This is a genomic window from Chryseobacterium sp. HNCC26DJ240 (genome assembly GCF_057180485.1).
The window spans coordinates 106,944-126,168 of sequence record NZ_JBXUGK010000004.1; the positions used below are offsets into that span (position 1 = coordinate 106,944).

Genomic DNA, 19,225 nt, shown 5'->3' on the forward strand with positions numbered 1-19,225 from the left:
TTGATTATGGCTCACGATATTTCAAAACTACAAAATATCGCTTCTCAGGTGAGAAGGGATATTGTAAGAATGGTTCACGCTTGTCAATCCGGACATCCTGGAGGTTCTTTGGGTTGTACAGATTTTCTGGTTGCATTGTATTTTGATGCAATGAAACGCAAAGAAGGCTTCGATATGAAAGCCAAAGGTGAAGATGCATTTTATCTTTCCAATGGTCATATTTCGCCGGTTTTTTACAGCATTTTGGCACACGCCGGTTATTTTGATAAATCAGAATTGGCAACTTTCAGAAAACTAAATTCCAGATTACAAGGACATCCAACCACCCACGAGGGTTTGCCTGGAATCCGTATTGCTTCTGGTTCTTTAGGACAAGGCTTGTCGGTTGCAATTGGTCACGCTATTGGTAAAAAATTGGATAAAGATGAGAACTTGGTTTTCAGTCTTCACGGCGATGGCGAATTGCAGGAAGGTCAAAATTGGGAAGCAATAATGTACGCCTCTCACAACAAGGTTGATAATTTGATTGCAACCGTAGATTACAACGGGCAGCAAATTGATGGGCCAACTTCCAAAGTCCTTTCTTTAGGCAGTCTTAAAACAAAATTTGAAGCGTTTGACTGGAAAGTTCTGGAAGTAGAAAATGGAAATGATTTGGAAGAAATTGTAAAAGTTCTGGACGAGGCTAAATCTTTGACAGGAAAAGGACAGCCAATCTGTATTTTGCTGAGAACCGGAATGGGTTACGGTGTAGATTATATGATGGGAACGCACGCTTGGCACGGAAAAGCGCCTAACGATGAGCAGTTGCAAAAAGCATTAGACCAATTAGAAGAAACTTTGGGCGATTATTAAAACGAATAACAATGAAAAAATATACATACACAGAAAGTAAAGATACGAGAAGTGGATTCGGAGCTGGATTGGCGGAATTGGCGGACAAAAATCAGGATGTTGTGGCACTTTGCGCAGACCTTATCGGTTCTTTGAAAATGGAAAAATTCATAGAAAAAGCACCGGAAAGATTTTTCCAAATCGGCATTGCAGAAGCGAATATGATTGGTATAGCAGCAGGTTTGGCAATCGAAGGTAAAATTCCGTTTACAGGAACTTTTGCTAATTTTTCTACTGGTAGAGTTTACGATCAGATTCGTCAATCAGTAGCTTATTCGGATAAGAATGTCAAGATTTGCGCTTCCCACGCAGGTTTAACTTTGGGCGAAGATGGGGCAACACACCAGATTTTGGAAGATATCGGATTAATGAAAATGCTTCCGGGAATGACGGTAATTAATACTTGTGATTATAATCAGACCAAAGCTGCAACCATAGCCATTGCAGATTACGAAGGTCCGGTTTATCTGAGATTCGGACGTCCTGTAATTCCTGTTTTTACGGATGAAAATCAAACATTCGAAATCGGAAAAGCATGGATGGTAAACGAAGGAAAAGATGTGACGATTGTTGCAACCGGACATTTGGTTTGGGAAGCCATCAAAGCCGGCGAAATCTTGGAAGAGTTGGGAATTGATGCAGAAATTATTAATATTCATACCATTAAACCATTGGATTCTGAAGCGATTTTAAAATCAATCAAAAAAACAGGTTGCATTGTAACAGCCGAAGAGCACAACAGATTGGGTGGACTTGGCGACAGTGTTGCACAGGTTTTGACAACCGAATATTATGTTCCTCAGGAATATGTTGCGGTAAACGATAGTTTCGGAGAAAGCGGAACGCCGGCAGAACTGATGGAAAAATACGGACTCAGTGCTGAGGCTATCGTGGAAGCTGTAAAAAAGGTTATTAACAGAAAGTAACTATTTTTGGATGAATTTTAATGCATAAGCCTTCTATGTAGATTTAAAACTGATATTCATCAAACAACAATTATCAATTTAGTTGTTGTTTTTTGTTTTATTTATAAAATTAAAGTCTATTTAAAATCTGGCGAAATGAAAATACCTATTAAATAAACGGTTTCTTAATTTTCAAATCATCAAAAAAATGACCGACATCGATAATGTCGGTCGTGGATAATATCTAATTAAACTCTGTTATGTAATTTTAATTTAACTAAGTATAGATATGTTATTTAATGATTATTTTTTTGCTTATCTCTCCTTGTTCAAACTGGATGTTTGCGGTATATACACCTGAAGGAAAATCAGATACATCAACTGAAAATTTATTTTTGGGACTATCTGATCTGTAGACATGCTGTCCTGCGGAATTGTAAATAGTAATTTTTTTTAGAGAAGAACGCGATCTATTTTCTATGTTTACTATTTCACTTGCAGGATTAGGATATAGGATTACATCGTTTTTTAAAAGCTCAATATTGTTAACTGCCAAAGATTGACTAATATCGAATCCAAATGCAGGAAGCCTTTTGAAATTAATTCCAGATCCTACCACCGCGCCATTTGTTGCTGTTGTTGAGTTGATATTTAATAGCTTACAACCATCAGTTTCTATAGAATGATAAACAAAAAATTGATCCCCTGTATTATTTATTCTGTTGATTTCAAGAACTAAATTTGTTCCAGCCGTATATGGAAATGGTGTTGTTAGAGGAATTGCTATCCATTGATCTGTGGCAACGTTTAACGTTAATGAAGAATTACTATATACTGTAGTAAGTCCTGTTATAAAAGGATCTGTTTGAGCTGTGTAACTATTCTGCGAAGTTGTTCCAAGTTTTATTTCAAAATTGGTTATCGTTGCACTACCATCACCAAATCCACGAAAATACAGGGTAGTAATATAACCACTTGAAGCAGACGGAAATTTTGAAGCAGTATAGATTGCCTGTAGTTTTTTTCCGGTGGCAAAAGGATAACCATTTTCATTGGCTGTGATTGTTGTGCTTGTAAATTGTTGAGAATAAGCAGTAATTATTCCAAATGTTAAAATAAAGAAAGTGTAAAAGTTTTTCATAGTAAATTGTTTGATTAATTATTATTCAAATATTCGCTTATTTGAGTAATGATAATAGAATGAAAACATTTGTTTTTTAATTTTTATTCATATTTATAGTGTTTATTTGTATTATTGTTCACTAATTATGAAGAATGTAATGCTAAAAATATTTTTTGTTAAACTGACATATTTGGTTTCAATTCTAACATTCATTAATTATTACTCCAAAAATAAGGTTGATTGCAATCATACTTTACCTGATGTATCATTTGCCAGACAAAAATTAATTCAGGATTTTTCAAATGAAGTTTTAAAAAATCAGATAAAAAAATTGCTGGATAAAAATCCTTCAGCATTAAGTACTGTGGGGAAAGCTCAACATTATTTGAATATTTGTGATTTGTTTTTACAAAGAAGAGACTACAAAAACGCCTTGCCATACTTTAAAAAAGCATTGAATTTAGCGGACGAAGTCGAAAATGGAAATGTTGAACTTCCTCAAACTTTATATAGAATTGCCAAAATTTACTATACCATGGATAATTTTGATAAGTCTTATGAATATATTTTTAAAAGTCTGGAAACTTTGAAGAAAAATAATCAAAGTTCTTCGTTAGAATCTAAGCTTTATATTCTTACTGCCAATATTTTTGCTTCTACAAATAAAATCTCAAATGCAATCGAAAATATTAATAAAGCAAACCGAATACTTGAGGAAAATCCGGATTATATAACAACCGCTGACTTGCTAAATACCAAAGCATATATAGAGGCTATCAAACCAGGATCGTTTTCAAAAAATGCATTGCAGCTTTTTGATGAAACCAAGCAATTCAGCCTAGCGCATAAAATTAATAAAACAGCAGTTAGTGCAATGATTAATAAGAGTAATTTGTTGTATAAAAATGGTCAAATATGTGAAGCAGTACAAGAAATCAGTGAAGTAATAAATTTGGGTAGAATCGCAGATCTCAAAACATTGCTTGCCGCGTACAGTACTATCGGCGAGATTTATTTTGTAAACAATCAATTTGATTTAGCTACAGGATATTTTGAGCTTATTCTTGAAGCATCACAAAAGTATTTTAGTGATGAAGGAGCAATGTATGCTCATGAATTTCTTTACAATATCTATAAAAAAAAACAAATCTATAACAAGGCAATTTTTCATCTAGAAAGCTTTGAGGCATTGAAAGAAAAAAGAAGTGGTGAAGAAGTGAAGAAAAGAATTGATGAGATAGAAGTTAAATACAAAACATCTGAAAAAGACAGACTCATTATTTCAAAAAATCTTCAATTGGAAAAAGAAAGAAATAAACAATTCATTTATGTTGTTTTCGGTGGTATTTTATTATTCTTTTTATGTTACAACATATTTAATCTAAAGAGAAAACAAAAAACTAAGATAGAAACCTTAAAAAAAGAACAGGATATTTCTAATCTCAAGGCCATGATTCAGGGGGAGGAAAAAGAGAGACAGAGGCTTGCATTAGAGCTGCATGATGGTATAGGTGCAATGTTGGCAGTATCTCAACTTAATATTGATCAAATTTTGGAAGATAATCCCGATATTACGATGCTAAATACAGTCAGAAAAAATCTAAGCCAAACAGTAAAGGAGGTAAGAAGTGTAGCACACAACTTGGTTCCTCAAATATTACAGGATAATACTTTGGAAGAGGCTCTGTATTTATATTGTAGCTACATAATACAAAAAACTAAATTGGAAATTATTATTCAATTTGATAAAGAAATTCCTGAATTTGAAGAAAACACTAAGCTTATCATATACAGAATAGTACAAGAGCTTTTACAAAATACCATCAAGCATGCCGATGCGAAACATGTAAATGTCCAAATTAGATTAAGAGCAATGGATCTGTTTATTTTTGTGGAAGACGATGGAAGAGGTTTTGATCCGAATGAGATTGATTATGGTTTAGGGTTGCAAAACATTCAGTTTAGGATTGCCGCTTTAAATGGAATTTTTGAAATTCAGTCAAATGCCGAATTGGGAAGTACATTTGTAATTAGTTTTAAGGTAGATAAGTTAAAAGAATATCAAAATTTATAAAGCATGATTCGTATTTGTATCGTAGATGACCATCCTATTATATTGGAAGGTATTAAAAATATTTTTTCAAATGTTTCAGAAATGACTGTTACTGAAACATTTGAAAATCCTTTAATTTTTCTTAAAAACTATGATCTTGATACGCTTCCGGATATAATTCTGCTGGATCTTCAGATGCCAGAAAAAACAGGTGATAAGGTATTGAGATCTATTTTGAAAAAATATCCTGAAGCGAAAGTCATAGCCTTCAGTAATTTTGACAGTCCGTTTTATGTTGAAAGAATGATTAAGTTTGGAGCCAAAGGCTATCTGTTAAAATCAAGCACAAAAACTGAAATGATAGAGGCGATACGAAATGTTCATAACGGAGAAATATTCATCAATCCCAAAGTTCTTGAAGAACTAGATAAATTCAGTAAATACAAAATACGCCTTTCAAAAACCCAACTTACTTTAACAGTGAGAGAAAGGCAGATTTTACAAGAGGTTGCTAATGGTCTTACAACTCGTGCTATTGCAGAAAAACTTTTCTTAAGTTATCACACAGTCGAAAATTACAGAAATAATATTATGATGAAATTAGACGTGAATAACTCGGCAGAGCTTATAAAAAAAGGCATTATGATGAACTGGATTAGTTAACATAAAACTACTGTGTAACCACAGATAAGCACCCAGGTTTTTAGGTGCTAAATATCTATTGATTAGTTTGTTATGTTTGTATTGAAGTGGCTTTTAGATTTATAAGTATTTAATCATTATTTACTCTTTTTAAGAAATGTAAAGGGGTTGAAAGAAACACCAACATTAAAATAAAATGCAGGATCAGGTTTTATTTCGAATACAGAATCATCAAATGAATCTTGTTTTCTAAATAATCTACCTGAGGGAGTTAATTTCATTCCGGCTTTTCCAGTGAGTATAAAATCTCCAATAGCATGTTCATAGATTAAGCCACTGTTAATATCCAATTGTCTGTATTCATAGCGTTGTTTTGTACCATCAATATTGTATACGTAGAATGTTGTCTGATCCATTTCGGTTCCCAGTGATACCCTTCCTGTATTTTTGAAAACGTATTTTCGCAGATAGACACTTTTTGGGAGAGTAATGTCTGCTACCAGTCCGTTGTTGAACTTATGTTCGTATGTAAATATAGGGATAACTGGAACCTGAGAAGTAGGATCTATATTTACGGCCAAACCAACAGTCATTTTTGTTTTTGCGTTTGCTTTTAAAAGAAGTACTCCGGATAATAAACCTTTTACTCGTTCAAAATGCTGATCGCTGCCATCAATAACTATACTTGAACTGTAAATAGCTCTTTTTTTAAATAGTGTTGAGAAATAAGTGAAATTAAGTGAAGAGAATAAATAGTGGAAATCTTCCTGCAATAATGTTTCATTATTGCTTACTGGTTCAAAGATATTTGATTCTGATTTGGTGTATCTGTAGCCGACAGTAGCACCGAACAGCAAGTTTTTCTTTTTAATAAAATTGATGTTGGCACTGATTTTAGCTTGTGTAAAATCATTCACCTTTCCGTCTTTCAGGTTGGTATTACCTCGTTTCGAACTGAAATTATAAGGTGCGACCTGTGAGAATTCTATATTTAGGGGTCTTGCGATGGCAATTTTATCCGCTGCATAGGCAACTGTGCGTTTTGGAATGCTGACACTGTCTTTACTGCGTAATTTAACCGTATCAATATTCTGAGAAAATCCTTTTGCTGACAAGATTAAAGCTGAGATTACCAATGTTCCTTTTTTTACCATTTCCATAGACTTATTTTAAAATTTTAATTGTTGATTTAGAAAAGTTGAAGTAAAATATTTTATCATATACGTCATCTGCTGTATTGCTGTCTACAAATTCCATATTGAGCATTGCGTTTTCTGAGATAAAGTTTTCTACAACAATTACAAACCAAAGTTCTTCGATTTTTAACTGTTTTTTTAAGACATTCAGATAATTTTGATAATTCTTCCATCTGTTAATCGGATACGAAGTTTTATCCTTAAGATCACAGAAATAGACACCTTTTTTTTGGCCACCATCATCAATGACATTAATAACATGTGAAAAATCAACAATTTTGAGCGAAGGTTTATAGAAATCAGTGAAATGACACAAATCACTAATCTGAATTATTTTCTCCTCCTGCTGATCATAAGACAAAGAAGGATTATCTAAAATTTGGGCTGTATATTCTTGAAACATAGTGATGGAAAACATAGATTGCTGTTATGAATGATACAAAGGAAGAGTTAATTGAAATTGGTTTTTCGGTTTTTATACTAATCGGCTTATATTTTATACTAAAGCGCCTTTCATAAGGGTTTAGTATAAAAGATAAGTGAGTTTGTATAATTTTTTTTTATGGATATTCCGTATGCTATACCTTTGTCTGGTGATTATGCTTAATAATACATTATGGTAAAAAATACACTGGAAGTGCAGGACACCAGGATGATCAAATTTATAATTGAAGACAGGTATAGACTGATGCGTCATATTGTCTTACTTCTTGGCCTGCTCGCCATTCTTTCATATTCCAAGGATGTCACTGAATATAATGGATCCTTCAGGATACTCAAAGTTGTATTTGTTTATGTACCATTAGTGGTGATGTGCTATCTAAATATGAATATTTTGGTACCTTTTCTTTTTTTCAAAGGGAGATATGTCATCTATTTCGCATTTGTTATCTTTTTGGTGATTCTTTCATTGGTTATTATATCGAATGTTTTGGATTTGTTTTTCCCGAACACAGTTCCATTTAGTATTCACCAGGAAGATAGGGGGCGCGGTTTTTATGAATCAATAATCATATTAATCCCTATCATCTTAATCACTACGATGATTAAGCTTTTTCAGAGGTGGATGAGAGATAATCAGAAAATTAATGAACTGAACAATATTACCTACAAAATGGAATTGAATGAACTGAGAAATCAAATCAATCCCCATTTCCTTTTTAATATGCTGAATGGAATTAAGTCTCTTGTTCGTACTGATCCCGAAAAAGCGACCACAGTCATCATGAAATTTTCTGAGTTTTTACGCTACCAACTTTATGAGAATAATGATGATCGAACTTTATTAAAATCAGAAATTAATTTTCTTACTAATTTTCTTGATCTTGAAACCTTGAGGAGAGATCAACTGTCTGTTACAATTTGCACCAATACAGATTCCAAAATAATAAACAATATTTTTTTACCACCCAATTTATTTACAACTTTTGTGGAAAATGCCGTCAAACACAGTGTTAGTATAACTGATGAAGAATCGTTTGTAAATCTGAATATTGAAGTTAAAGGTGATAGGCTGTATTTTAACTGCATCAATTCAAAAGATCCTAATTACATACCCTCACCAACTGAGAAAAGCAGTGGTCTGGGTCTGGGAAATATAAAGCGCCGTTTACAATTATTATATGAAAATAGATATACCCTCGAAATCGCTTCAACAGAAACTCAGTACCAAATTAAATTAAGCATACCATTATGAACTGTATTATTGTAGATGATGAGCCCCTTGCAAGACAGGAAATGCAGGCACTCATTAGTGAAGTGTCAGACCTGAAAGTTTTGGGATCTTTCTCAAACGTTCCAGTTGCCAGGCAGTTTTTAGAAAAAAATACTGTTGATCTCATTTTTCTGGATATCGAAATGCCAATGGTCAGCGGTTTGGAATTTGCAACCCAGCTTTCTAAAAACACCTTATTTATTTTTACCACAGCATATCCGAAGTACGCTCTGGAAAGCTATGAATTGGATGCTGTAGACTATCTTTTAAAACCTGTTGAAAAAAACCGTTTGGAAAAGGCAATCTATAAAGCAAAACTGTATAAAAATCTGTTATCTGAAAATACAGAGAAAAGCACATTGGAAGGCAGTACACCAGAATTTTTAATTATAAAATCGGAACGCCGTTTTCATAAGGTCAACTTTAATGATATTCAGTTTATTGAGGGCTTAAAGGATTATGTAGTTATTTACACCACAAATCAAAAATTGATTACTGCAATGAATTTAAAAACCATTAATCAAAAAGTCCCGCAGAATCTGTTTATAAGAGTAAGTAAATCATACATTATTAATGTTAATTCAATAGATTCTTTTGATCATCATAACATATATATAAATCAAATTGAGATTCCTTTGGGTGATGTATATAAAAAGGATTTTTTTAAGTTGTATTCGGGTGGAACTCTTAATCTTGAGGGATGATTTTTATGTATATATTTTTTCTTAAACTATCTTAAGGTTTTTTCTTAATATAGTTTAAGATAGTTATTTAAGAATTACTATGATATTTGCATTACAAAATTGTACTCTATCTATAATTTTTGAATATTTTCAGTTATAACAATTCTTATTTCGATTCCTTTTAATTCTATAGCAGATTAAAAGCAAATGAAAATTTGCATCAGTTAATTTCTGTTTATATCAGAAAATGCAGAGTACTTGGTATGGTTTGATTATGATTGATAAAAGATTAATTCCGCTGGCTTTAGGCGGATTGAGTTTGGGAACAACAGAGTTTGCAATGATGAGTCTGGTTCCTGATGTAGCGGATTCACTCAAAATCACTATTGCAGAAGCAGGCAACTTTATTTCAGCCTATGCGCTCGGTGTAGTAATTGGTGCACCAATATTAATTACAGGATCGCTTAAGTTTCCACCAAAAAAAGCGCTGATGATATTTATGTTGATGATCATACTATTTAACCTGTTTTCTGCTTTTTCATATAATTACGCTATGATGCTTGCGATACGTTTTCTAGCTGGCTTGCCTCATGGTGCTTTTTTTGGTGTTGGTACTGTGGTAGCTGCTCAAATGGCTGTAGAGGGTAAAGAAGCTAAGAATATTGCCATTATCTTTTCGGGTTTAACTATTGCCAATCTCGCTATGGTACCTTTTGTCACTTTTCTAGGACATTCATACACGTGGGAACTTGCATTTATTATTATTTCAATAATAGGTATGATCTCCCTGCTTTTTATTTTTCTGTGGATTCCTGATATCAAAATGAAGAACAATTTAAATATTCGCGAGGAATTTAGATTTTTAAGGAAAACAAAAATCTGGATTATTCTGGCCATATGTGCATTTGGATTCGGAGGCTTATTTGCCTGGCTTAGCTATATTGCTCCATTGATGACTTCCATTTCTGGATTTTCCTCGGGCAGTATAGCTTATGTAATGATATTGGTTGGCCTTGGAATGGTTATTGGAAACTTTGTTGGAAGTGCTTTAACAGATCGTTTCGGTGACCGTAAAACAATAGTCATTATTTTAGCGTCGATGTCCATTATCTTATTCAGTATTTATCTCTTTTCTTCCGTGAAGGCTATCTCTCTTGCTTGCGCTTTTTTATGTGGAGCCTTTTCTATGGCTGGTGCCGCCCCGATCAGTTTACTTATTATGAATGCTGCTCCGGAATCTAAAATGATGGGAAGTGCATTTATACAGTCTGCCGTTAACATTGCAAATTCAGCTGGTGCTTATCTTGGAGGGATTCCTTTAACGTTAGGGTTTTCTTATCAGTATCCAGCTTTGGTAGGTGCAATATTAGCTTTCACAGGTTTTCTTACAACCGTATTTTTCTATAGAAAATTGCAAGGGTAATCAGATTGATGTTTGATATAAGATGATTAGCAAAGATGCCAGATATTTATAAATTTAAATTTACTTGAAGATCAGATCTTCTGTTCTGTTTTCTATGACAGTAAATGAAATCTGCAATTTTCTTAAACTAGTTCAATAGTATTTATTGTTATTGTTTATTGTTATTAGTCTGGAAATCATTGCAATTTTGTCTTGTGATAGTTTTCTGAATCACCGATTATTTATAACAACTTTAAATTTAAAAATTATGTCGAACGAAAATGAAATTATCATCAGCCGAATAAATGATTATGCTGATATATTAAATCTTAGAAAAACGGAATCTATCGGAGAGTTCTACACAGAAGATGCCGTCTTCATCCCAGACAATTACAAAACCATTACTGCACTTGAGTTTAAAAAAAATAACAGTAACAGTTTTCTGAGTAGTAATGAATTTAATATTCAATATTCAGAGGAAGATGTTTTGATCGATGGCAACCTTGCATTTGTTACGGCTATGGCAAAAACATCTGAAAAAAACAAACAGACAGATCAAACGGTTTTAAAAAGCAGCAAAGACTTTTTTGTATTTAAAAAAGTTGATGGACAGTGGAAAATATTCCGCTATTTATTTAATAATGTAAACATTATAACTGCGTAATATTTATGAAAGCAGTTGTTTTATACAGAGCGGGTGGTCCCGAACATTTGTGTCTTGAGGAAAGGGTAATACCTTCTCCTCAGAAAGATCATGTGCTTGTTAAAGTAAAAGCTTTTGGATTGAATCGGTCAGAAATAATGACGAGAAAAGGCTATTCTGAAAGTGTTCATTTCCCCAGAATTCTAGGAATCGAATGTGTAGGCGAAATCGTTGAAGATCCGTCAGGCGAATTTGCCACAGGTCAGAAAGTAGCTGCTTTTATGGGCGGAATGGGACGTGATTATGATGGAAGTTACGCAGAATATGCTGTTCTTCCAAAATCAATTGTTAGTAGTTTCGAAAGTGATTTGCCCTGGTCAATTCTTGGTGCTTTACCGGAGATGTTTCAAACTGTTTACGGGTCTCTTCATGTAGCACTTAAGATTAAGAAAAAAGAAACTTTGCTCATCCGTGGCGGAACTTCTTCAATAGGTCTTTTGGCTGCCCAATTGGGAAAGTCTGAAGATTTAAAGATCATTTCAACAACAAGAAATTCCGAGAAAATACAAATACTTTTAGAAAATGGCGCTGATGAAGTTCTGATTGATGATGGTAATCTGAGTCAAAAAATTAAGGATCTCAATCTTAAAATTGACAAAATTTTGGAGCTTGTAGGAACTTCTACTCTGAAGGATTCATTGAATTCTGTCATAACGGGCGGAATTGTCTGTATGACCGGAATGCTTGCTGAACAGTGGTCTGTCAAAGATTTTGAACCGATGGGTTTTATAAAGGCTGCTTCTTATCTAACTGTATATGATTCTGGCCAAGTGAGGATTGAAAGCCAGTATTTTCAAGAATTTATAAGAAAAGTAGAAACTAAAGAAATTAATCCAATCATAAAAAAGATCTTTAAATTAGAAGAGATTGCGGAAGCCCACACTTTTATGGAATCGAACTACGGTGGCGGCAAGATCATTGTAGTTGTCTAACGCTAAAATAAAATATTACCTATGAATTCACAAACACAGACAGAAATTCAAATTGATTACATTACCCAGGAAAACTTTCGATCTGATGTTGTAGAAGGGCTAACGAAAAATCCTAAAAAATTATCTTCTAAATATTTTTATGATAAAGCGGGAGACGAACTTTTCCTGAAGATCATGCAAATGCCTGAATATTATCTCACCAATTGTGAACTCGATATATTTAAAAATAATACGAAAGAACTGGCCGATGCTATTTTACTAGATGGCGAGCCATTTGATCTCATAGAATTAGGAGCAGGTGATGCAATGAAATCGTCATATCTACTGAAGCATTTTGTGGAACTGAATCTGGAATTTACGTATATGCCGATTGATATTTCAGGAAATATTCTTTCAGTTCTCCAGGAGAAATTTTCAGCTGAACTTCCCTCGCTGGACATGATAACTTTGGAAGGTGATTACTTTGATATGCTCGATAAGGCGACTTCTATTTCCAAAAGACGTAAAGTTGTTCTTTTTTTAGGTGGGAATATTGGAAATATGGATTTGGACGAATCTTATCATTTTTGCCGTGAACTTCACAGAAAGCTTAATCCGGAAGATCTTTTGCTGATAGGTTTTGATCTGAAGAAAAATCCACACACAATTCTTAATGCCTACAATGATTCTGCAGGTATTACTGCTTCATTTAATCTCAATCTTCTTTTAAGAATCAATCGTGAACTCGAAGCTGATTTTGATGTAACAGAATTTCAGCACTATCAGACGTATGATCCCATTTCTGGAGCATGCAGAAGTTTTTTGGTAAGTCTAATAAATCAAGATGTTCACATTGGAAATCAAAAATTCAGCTTTGAAGAACATGAGATAATTGATATGGAGATTTCTCAGAAATTTTCAGAATATAATATCAGTAAGTTGGCTAAAGATTCAGGATTTCATATCTTTAAAGAGGTTTATGATGCTAAAAAATGGTTTGTCGATTCAATTTGGCAGGTTGTCTAATTTTTAAACTATTTCAAATGAAAATAAATCCAACTTCTGCTACCAAAGAAATTACTTTTACTAAGTGGATAAAGCGATACTTAGAAATACGTCAACACTCCGTTGCTATTTGTGAACCTCTGGAAATCGAGGATTATGTCGTACAACCTATCGTTGATGTAAGCCCACCAAAATGGCATCTGGGACACACTACCTGGTTTTTTGAAACATTTATTCTGATGCCGAATGTACCTGAATATAAAGTTTTTGATGCACAGTATAATTTTGTTTTCAACAGTTATTACGAAACGATTGGAGCAAGAGTAATCCGCACCGACAGAGGGAATTTGAGCCGTCCTTCTGTTTCGGATATTTATAAATACCGAAAATATGTTGACGAAAAAATGCAGGGTTTTCTTCAAAGTGATTTGATGAACGAAAGCATTGAAGCTTTTTTGGAATTAGGTTTAAATCACGAACAGCAACACCAAGAATTATTACTGACTGATATTAAATATATTTTGGGACACAATCCGCTTTTTCCGGTTTATAAAAAGGAAGTCAACAAGGAAACTGAAGTTATCAATCGTTCCGAAATGATCAGATTTTCTGAAGGTGTTTACGAAATTGGTTTTGAAGGTGAAGGTTTTTGTTTTGATAACGAATTGGGAAGACACAAAGTCTATCTGAATGATTTTGAAATTTCAAATCATCTCGTCACCAACGGAGAATATTTAGAATTCATGAAACTTGAAGGGTATTTAGATTTTAGACATTGGCACGCCGAAGGGTGGGATTGGGTGAAACAGAATGAAGCAAAATCACCTTTGTATTGGCATTTGATTGACGGTAAATGGATGAATTATACATTAAACGGTTTGCAGGAAATAAATCTGAATGAACCGCTTTGTCATATCAATTTCTTCGAAGCTTCTGCTTTCGCATCCTGGAAAGAAATGCGTTTGCCAACCGAAGCAGAATGGGAAGTCGCATCTGATCATTTTGATTGGGGAAAACGTTGGGAATGGACCAATTCTGCCTATTTACCCTATCCCGGATTTAAAAAAGAAGCCGGAGCAGTGGGAGAATATAACGGAAAATTTATGGTCAATCAAACCGTTCTTCGTGGTGCTTCAGAAGCAACCCCGATCGGTCACAGCAGAAATACATACCGCAATTTTTTTCCTACCAATTTACAATGGCAATTCACAGGAGTCCGTTTGGCTAAATAATTTTTGATGATTAAAGTAGAATCTGTTTCTAAAAGTTTTAACGGAAAACTGGCGGTCGAAGATATTTCCTTTCATGCAAATGATAAGGAAATTCTGGTGCTTTTGGGAACAAGCGGTTGCGGAAAAACGACAACGCTAAAAATGATCAACCGACTCATCGAAACCGATTCAGGAAGTATATGGATTGACGGAAAAAATATCCATGATCAGAAAGTTGAAGAGCTTAGAATGGGAATTGGTTTTGTGATGCAAAATTCGGGATTATTTCCCCATTACACGATCAGAGAAAACATCGCAACAGTACCGAATTTACTGAAATGGGATAAAAAGAAAACCGAAGACCGTACTCACGAACTTTTAACTAAATTAAATCTTTCAAGTGATATTCTGACCCGTTTTCCCAGTGAATTAAGTGGCGGTCAACAGCAAAGAGTAGGAATTGCAAGAGCTTTGATCGCAAATTCACCGATTTTATTGATGGATGAACCCTTTGGAGCTTTAGACAATATTACCAAAGCCGACATTCATTCAGAATTCAAATCTCTGGAAGAACTAAAAAATAAAACGATCATTCTTGTCACTCACGATGTGCAGGAGGCTTTTGAATTGGGTCACAGAATTTGTTTGATGGATAAAGGAAAAATCATACAAGTCGGAACTCCTAAAGAAATGTTATATCATCCGAAAAATGATTTCGTAAAAGAATTTTTTGCAGCCAACCGATTATTGTTGGAATATAAAATTACTCTTTTAAAAGATTTAAAGCCATTTTTAAGTGGTTTTAATTTTGATTTTCCTGAAGATTCCGATGTTTGGAACTCTTTACAAAAATTAAGTTTAGATGGTCAGAAAACTGAGCATTACGAAAGGCTGGTTAAAGCATTGAACGACTACAGAAAACAACAGATCGTATGACGCAACAAAGTCTTTTGCAGTTTGTTTCAGAACAGCACGAAAAATTATTGACTCAAGTAACACAACATTTGGGATTGACGTTTTTATCTTTACTTTTAGCGATCATCGTCGGTTTACCATTAGGGATTTTCATCGCCAGAAAAAGAAAACTGTCAGGATCAGTTCTTGGAATTGCCGGGATTTTGCAGACCATTCCGAGTATTGCTTTGTTGGGATTTATGATTCCGGCTTTTGGAATTGGTGCAACTCCGGCAATTGTTGCTTTGCTAATTTACGCACTTTTACCAATCATTCGAAATACTTATACAGGAATTACCGGAGTAAATCCCGCAGTCATAGAAGCTGCAAAAGCAATGGGAATGAACCGGAAACAGTTGCTTTTTAAGGTTGAACTTCCTTTGGCAATGCCCGTCATTATTGCAGGAATACGAACTGCAGCGGTAATCAATGTGGGTGTTGCGACTTTAGCGTCATTTGTTGCGGCGGGAGGTTTGGGTGAATTTATTTTTGGCGGAATTTCATTAAACAATACCAACATGATTTTGGCAGGCGCAATTCCTGCGGCTTTATTGGCTGTTTTGTTGGATAAAATAATCGCTGTTTTTCAGAAATTTAAATATCATGATCTTCAGAAACTAAAATATATTATTCCTGCGATTTTCATTATTTGCGGTGCAGTTTATTTGATGACTTCAATGTCTGATAATAAATTTAAAGCCGGGTTTACGCCCGAATTTATGGGCAGGCAGGACGGAGATTTAGGTTTGCGATCTGTTTACGGTTTGAATGTAAACCCCAAGGTTGTCAATGACGCCGTGATGTACAAAGCTGCTTATGATGGAGAATTTGATCTGATCAGCGGATATTCTACAGACGGCAGAATCAAAGCTTTTGATCTTTATGTTTTGGAAGACGATAAGAAAATATTTCCGCCATATTTTGCAGCTCCCATTATTAAAACCAAGACTTTACAAAAATTTCCTGAACTCGAAGGAACGCTTGATTTGTTGGCAGGAAAATTCAATGATTCGATCATGACAGATCTTAATTACAAATCAGATTATCTCAACCAAACACCGGAAAAAATTGCAAAAGATTTTTTAATTAAAAATAATTTGTATAAAATTCCAAGCAAAGGAAATTCAGGAACAATAAAGATTGGATCAAAGATTTTTGGTGAACAGTATATTTTAGCTGAAATGTACAAAATGTTGATCGAAGGCTACACGAATTACAAAGTCGAAACAAAAACCGGATTGGGCGGAACAAAGATTTGCTTTGATGCATTAATGAACGACGCCATCGATTTTTACCCAGAATATACAGGAACAGGACTTTTGGTTTTACTAAAACCTGACGAAAAAACACTTTCAACGGTGACAAAAAGTGCTGAAAACACTTATCAATATGTCAATTCAGAATTTCAAAAGCAATACGGAATACGGTGGTTAAAACCTATTGGATTTAATAATTCTTATGCCTTGATGATGCGAAATGACCAATCTGAAGAACTCAAAATAAAAACCATTTCTGATCTTAAGAAATATTTAGATCAGTAATAAAGCATCTTTTCGTAGAATTCAATCTTTTAGATATGTTATGCTTCCATTTGCATATTGATTTGCGCTCTCTATCATTCTAAATTTGTTAGAGATAAAGGGTCACAAGATTATCTTTCAATAGCTAACTTACGTTAACACCTTAATCATTTTTATATGAAAACTTATCAAGAAAATACCATCATCATAGGCGGCGGTTTTGCCGGAATCGAATTAGCTGAAAAACTTCTAAAATCTGGCTATCAGTCCAATATAATTTTAATAGACAAGAACAACTACAATTTCTTTCCACCTTTATTATATCAGGTAGCAACTGGATTTTTAGACGTTTCCAACATCAGTTATCCTTTCAGAAAATTTTTCAGAAATCATCCTAATTTTCTATTCAGAATGGGAGAACTTCTCGAAATCAAACCTGAAGAAAATAAGGTCGTGTTGAATAATGGCGAACTTACTTATAGCAAATTAATTATAGCCACAGGAACGGTAAGTAACTATTTCGGGAACGAGAATATCAAGAAAAATGCTTTGCCGATGAAGACCATCGATGATGCGATCAATCTGAAAAATACTGTTTTAGACAGGCTCGAAAAGGCCTCCAGAACAGCTGATCTTCAGGAAAGAAAAAAACTGACCACTTTTGTAGTCGCAGGTGGCGGACCAACAGGCGTAGAAATTGCCGGAATGCTCAGTGAGCTTAAGCAAAATATCCTTCTCAAAGATTATCCGGAACTGAATAATGTCCCATTTGATATTCACTTGATCGATGGTTTGCCAACAGTTCTCGCACCGATGAGCAAGGCTTCACAAGAATATGCGACCCAGTCTCTACAAAAAATGGGTATCAATATAAAACTGGGACAGTTGGTAAAAGATTATGTGGATGATATCGTCTACATAGCGGATGGAACGGAGATCGAAACCAAAAATCTACTCTGGACAGCTGGCGTTACAGCTCTTGTTTTCAAAGGAATTCCGGAAGCGAGTTATGGAAGAGGAAAAAGATTGATTGTAGACGATCACAATAAAGTAGTTGGAACCGAGAATATCTATGCCTTGGGAGACACAAGTATAATGACAACAGATCCTGCGTTTCCAAATGGTCATCCGCAATTGGCTCAGGTTGCGATTCAGCAGGCAACTTTACTTGCAAAAAACCTGAATGCAATGTCAAAAGGCAGTTCGCAAAAAGCTTTTGTTTATAATGACAAAGGATCAATGGCAATCATTAGCAGAAACAGGGCAGTGGCGGATCTTACGGCTGGTCCGTTCAAACATTTCAATGGATTTTTTGCGTGGTTGATCTGGGTATTTGTGCACTTGTTTTCTTTGATTAATCTTAGAAATAAAGTCACTACTTTTTTCAATTGGCTGAATGCTTACACGACCAAAGATCAGCCTTTGAGAATGATCGTCAACTTTAAAAATAATAAAAACGAAAATTAATTATAAATCAATTCAAAAAATAGAAATTATGTCAAATTTAAAAGATCAAGTGGTATTTGTAACAGGTGCCGGAGGAGGAATAGGAAAAATTATTGCAATCGAATTTGCCAAGTTAGGTGCGTCTGTGGCCATTGCTGATCTCAATGAAGAACTTTTGAAAACTGCAGTGAAGGAAATCGAAGAATATGGTGGAAAAGCTTTAGGGTTAGTTGCCAATGTGACCGATCTGGAATCTATGAGAGAAGCACTTAAAAAAGTGGTTTCAACTTTCGGTAGATTGGATGTCGCTGTGAATAATGCAGGCGTTGTAGGTATCGGTAGCATCGAAGAAATAGAACCTGCTGACTGGGATAAAATAATGTCGGTTAATAGTAAAGGTGTATTCGTAAGTACAAAAGCTGAGCTTGAAATTATGAAACCTCAAGGTTCGGGTGCGATCATCAACAGTGCCTCTATTGCAGGGAAAATGGGAATGGCGCATCTGTCTCATTATGTTGCTTCGAAATTCGCAGTGATTGGTTTTACAAATAGTATTGCAAAAGAGGTAGCAACAACAGGGATCACGGTCAATGCCATCTGTCCGGGAATCGTAGGAACAGGAATGTGGCGAGGGGAAGGAGGTGTAGCAGACCGATGGAAACTGGAAGGTGAGACCGAAGAGCAATCCTGGGAAAGAAACAAAACGTCATTGATCCCCCAAGGAGTCGACCAAACGCCTCAGGATATTGCGGATGCTGTGATATTTATCTCCCAGGCAAAACATATGACAGGTCAGGCCGTTGCGATTGATGGCGGTATGACGATGTAATCAATTCATTCTAACTTAAATTTTGCAGTCGATT

The 19,225-nt window shown here is 34.6% G+C and carries 18 protein-coding genes; 15 read left to right on the forward strand and 3 right to left on the reverse strand.

Annotated elements, in window-relative coordinates:
* Window positions 1–6 precede the first annotated feature (6 nt).
* The gene (locus AC2A1G_RS09000) at window positions 7–855 is read left to right on the forward strand and encodes a transketolase (RefSeq protein WP_484046587.1); all 849 of its coding nucleotides are present in this window, start codon (window positions 7–9) and stop codon (window positions 853–855) included.
* A gap of 11 nt (window positions 856–866) precedes the next feature.
* Complete coding sequence (locus tag AC2A1G_RS09005) at window positions 867–1,820, forward strand: transketolase family protein (protein ID WP_484046588.1); 954 nt, start codon at window positions 867–869, stop codon at window positions 1,818–1,820.
* 271 nt (window positions 1,821–2,091) lie between these two features.
* Here the strand turns inward: AC2A1G_RS09005 and AC2A1G_RS09010 are convergent, their stop codons facing one another.
* The gene (locus tag AC2A1G_RS09010; protein WP_484046589.1) at window positions 2,092–2,940 is read right to left on the reverse strand and encodes a T9SS type A sorting domain-containing protein; all 849 of its coding nucleotides are present in this window, start codon (window positions 2,938–2,940) and stop codon (window positions 2,092–2,094) included.
* Window positions 2,941–3,067: 127 nt separating this feature from the next.
* Here AC2A1G_RS09010 and AC2A1G_RS09015 point away from each other — a divergent pair, with 127 nt between their 5' ends.
* Both AC2A1G_RS09015 and AC2A1G_RS09020 read left to right on the forward strand, forming a co-directional pair.
* Window positions 3,068–4,996 (forward strand): tetratricopeptide repeat-containing sensor histidine kinase, encoded by a 1,929-nt coding sequence (locus tag AC2A1G_RS09015; protein ID WP_484046590.1) that lies wholly within the window; start codon window positions 3,068–3,070, stop codon window positions 4,994–4,996.
* A 3-nt stretch (window positions 4,997–4,999) separates the two neighbouring features.
* Window positions 5,000–5,638, forward strand: a complete 639-nt coding sequence (locus AC2A1G_RS09020; protein ID WP_484046591.1) for a response regulator — start codon at window positions 5,000–5,002, stop codon at window positions 5,636–5,638.
* A gap of 116 nt (window positions 5,639–5,754) precedes the next feature.
* On the opposite strand, the gene AC2A1G_RS09025 is transcribed toward AC2A1G_RS09020, so the two are convergent.
* Entirely contained in the window at window positions 5,755–6,777 is a 1,023-nt protein-coding gene (locus tag AC2A1G_RS09025; RefSeq protein ID WP_484046592.1) for a hypothetical protein, read from the reverse strand.
* A 4-nt stretch (window positions 6,778–6,781) separates the two neighbouring features.
* Entirely contained in the window at window positions 6,782–7,231 is a 450-nt protein-coding gene (locus tag AC2A1G_RS09030) for a hypothetical protein (protein WP_484046593.1), read from the reverse strand.
* 198 nt (window positions 7,232–7,429) lie between these two features.
* On the opposite strand from AC2A1G_RS09030, the gene AC2A1G_RS09035 reads away from it, so the two are divergent.
* From AC2A1G_RS09035 to AC2A1G_RS09085, 11 genes are all read left to right on the forward strand, one after another.
* The gene (locus tag AC2A1G_RS09035) at window positions 7,430–8,509 is read left to right on the forward strand and encodes a sensor histidine kinase (protein ID WP_484046594.1); all 1,080 of its coding nucleotides are present in this window, start codon (window positions 7,430–7,432) and stop codon (window positions 8,507–8,509) included.
* Window positions 8,506–9,231, forward strand: coding sequence for a LytR/AlgR family response regulator transcription factor (locus tag AC2A1G_RS09040; protein ID WP_484046595.1), 726 nt, complete (start codon window positions 8,506–8,508; stop codon window positions 9,229–9,231). Before AC2A1G_RS09035 ends, AC2A1G_RS09040 begins: the two co-directional genes overlap by 4 nt.
* Before the next feature lie 226 nt (window positions 9,232–9,457).
* A complete protein-coding gene (locus tag AC2A1G_RS09045; RefSeq protein ID WP_484046596.1) occupies window positions 9,458–10,633 on the forward strand; it encodes an MFS transporter in 1,176 nt (391 codons plus the stop codon).
* Between the two features lie 247 nt (window positions 10,634–10,880).
* Window positions 10,881–11,276 (forward strand): nuclear transport factor 2 family protein, encoded by a 396-nt coding sequence (locus tag AC2A1G_RS09050; RefSeq protein WP_484046597.1) that lies wholly within the window; start codon window positions 10,881–10,883, stop codon window positions 11,274–11,276.
* Window positions 11,277–11,281: 5 nt separating this feature from the next.
* Window positions 11,282–12,247, forward strand: coding sequence for a zinc-binding alcohol dehydrogenase family protein (locus AC2A1G_RS09055; RefSeq protein WP_484046598.1), 966 nt, complete (start codon window positions 11,282–11,284; stop codon window positions 12,245–12,247).
* Window positions 12,248–12,268: 21 nt separating this feature from the next.
* Window positions 12,269–13,252, forward strand: a complete 984-nt coding sequence (locus tag AC2A1G_RS09060) for an L-histidine N(alpha)-methyltransferase (protein ID WP_484046599.1) — start codon at window positions 12,269–12,271, stop codon at window positions 13,250–13,252.
* 17 nt (window positions 13,253–13,269) lie between these two features.
* Entirely contained in the window at window positions 13,270–14,463 is a 1,194-nt protein-coding gene (egtB, locus tag AC2A1G_RS09065) for an ergothioneine biosynthesis protein EgtB (RefSeq protein ID WP_484046600.1), read from the forward strand.
* Between the two features lie 6 nt (window positions 14,464–14,469).
* Entirely contained in the window at window positions 14,470–15,378 is a 909-nt protein-coding gene (locus tag AC2A1G_RS09070; RefSeq protein WP_484046601.1) for an ABC transporter ATP-binding protein, read from the forward strand.
* Window positions 15,375–16,937, forward strand: coding sequence for an ABC transporter permease/substrate-binding protein (locus tag AC2A1G_RS09075; RefSeq protein ID WP_484046602.1), 1,563 nt, complete (start codon window positions 15,375–15,377; stop codon window positions 16,935–16,937). Before AC2A1G_RS09070 ends, AC2A1G_RS09075 begins: the two co-directional genes overlap by 4 nt.
* Window positions 16,938–17,093: 156 nt before the next feature.
* On the forward strand, window positions 17,094–18,383 hold the full coding sequence (locus AC2A1G_RS09080; protein WP_484046603.1) for an NAD(P)/FAD-dependent oxidoreductase: 1,290 nt from the start codon (window positions 17,094–17,096) through the stop codon (window positions 18,381–18,383).
* Window positions 18,384–18,411: 28 nt separating this feature from the next.
* Window positions 18,412–19,191, forward strand: coding sequence for an SDR family NAD(P)-dependent oxidoreductase (locus tag AC2A1G_RS09085; protein WP_484046604.1), 780 nt, complete (start codon window positions 18,412–18,414; stop codon window positions 19,189–19,191).
* Window positions 19,192–19,225 lie beyond the last annotated feature (34 nt).

Coding starts and splice junctions, on each gene's coding strand:
- AC2A1G_RS09040 (WP_484046595.1), top strand. CDS start 8,506: ATGAACTGTATTATTGTAGATGATGAGCCCCTTGCAAGACAGGAAATG.
- AC2A1G_RS09035 (WP_484046594.1), top strand. CDS start 7,430: ATGGTAAAAAATACACTGGAAGTGCAGGACACCAGGATGATCAAATTT.
- AC2A1G_RS09060 (WP_484046599.1), top strand. CDS start 12,269: ATGAATTCACAAACACAGACAGAAATTCAAATTGATTACATTACCCAG.
- AC2A1G_RS09085 (WP_484046604.1), top strand. CDS start 18,412: ATGTCAAATTTAAAAGATCAAGTGGTATTTGTAACAGGTGCCGGAGGA.
- AC2A1G_RS09045 (WP_484046596.1), top strand. CDS start 9,458: ATGCAGAGTACTTGGTATGGTTTGATTATGATTGATAAAAGATTAATT.
- AC2A1G_RS09000 (WP_484046587.1), top strand. CDS start 7: ATGGCTCACGATATTTCAAAACTACAAAATATCGCTTCTCAGGTGAGA.
- AC2A1G_RS09070 (WP_484046601.1), top strand. CDS start 14,470: ATGATTAAAGTAGAATCTGTTTCTAAAAGTTTTAACGGAAAACTGGCG.
- egtB (WP_484046600.1), top strand. CDS start 13,270: ATGAAAATAAATCCAACTTCTGCTACCAAAGAAATTACTTTTACTAAG.
- AC2A1G_RS09005 (WP_484046588.1), top strand. CDS start 867: ATGAAAAAATATACATACACAGAAAGTAAAGATACGAGAAGTGGATTC.
- AC2A1G_RS09020 (WP_484046591.1), top strand. CDS start 5,000: ATGATTCGTATTTGTATCGTAGATGACCATCCTATTATATTGGAAGGT.
- AC2A1G_RS09030 (WP_484046593.1), bottom strand. CDS start 7,231: ATGTTTTCCATCACTATGTTTCAAGAATATACAGCCCAAATTTTAGAT.
- AC2A1G_RS09050 (WP_484046597.1), top strand. CDS start 10,881: ATGTCGAACGAAAATGAAATTATCATCAGCCGAATAAATGATTATGCT.
- AC2A1G_RS09025 (WP_484046592.1), bottom strand. CDS start 6,777: ATGGAAATGGTAAAAAAAGGAACATTGGTAATCTCAGCTTTAATCTTG.
- AC2A1G_RS09075 (WP_484046602.1), top strand. CDS start 15,375: ATGACGCAACAAAGTCTTTTGCAGTTTGTTTCAGAACAGCACGAAAAA.
- AC2A1G_RS09055 (WP_484046598.1), top strand. CDS start 11,282: ATGAAAGCAGTTGTTTTATACAGAGCGGGTGGTCCCGAACATTTGTGT.
- AC2A1G_RS09015 (WP_484046590.1), top strand. CDS start 3,068: ATGAAGAATGTAATGCTAAAAATATTTTTTGTTAAACTGACATATTTG.
- AC2A1G_RS09010 (WP_484046589.1), bottom strand. CDS start 2,940: ATGAAAAACTTTTACACTTTCTTTATTTTAACATTTGGAATAATTACT.
- AC2A1G_RS09080 (WP_484046603.1), top strand. CDS start 17,094: ATGAAAACTTATCAAGAAAATACCATCATCATAGGCGGCGGTTTTGCC.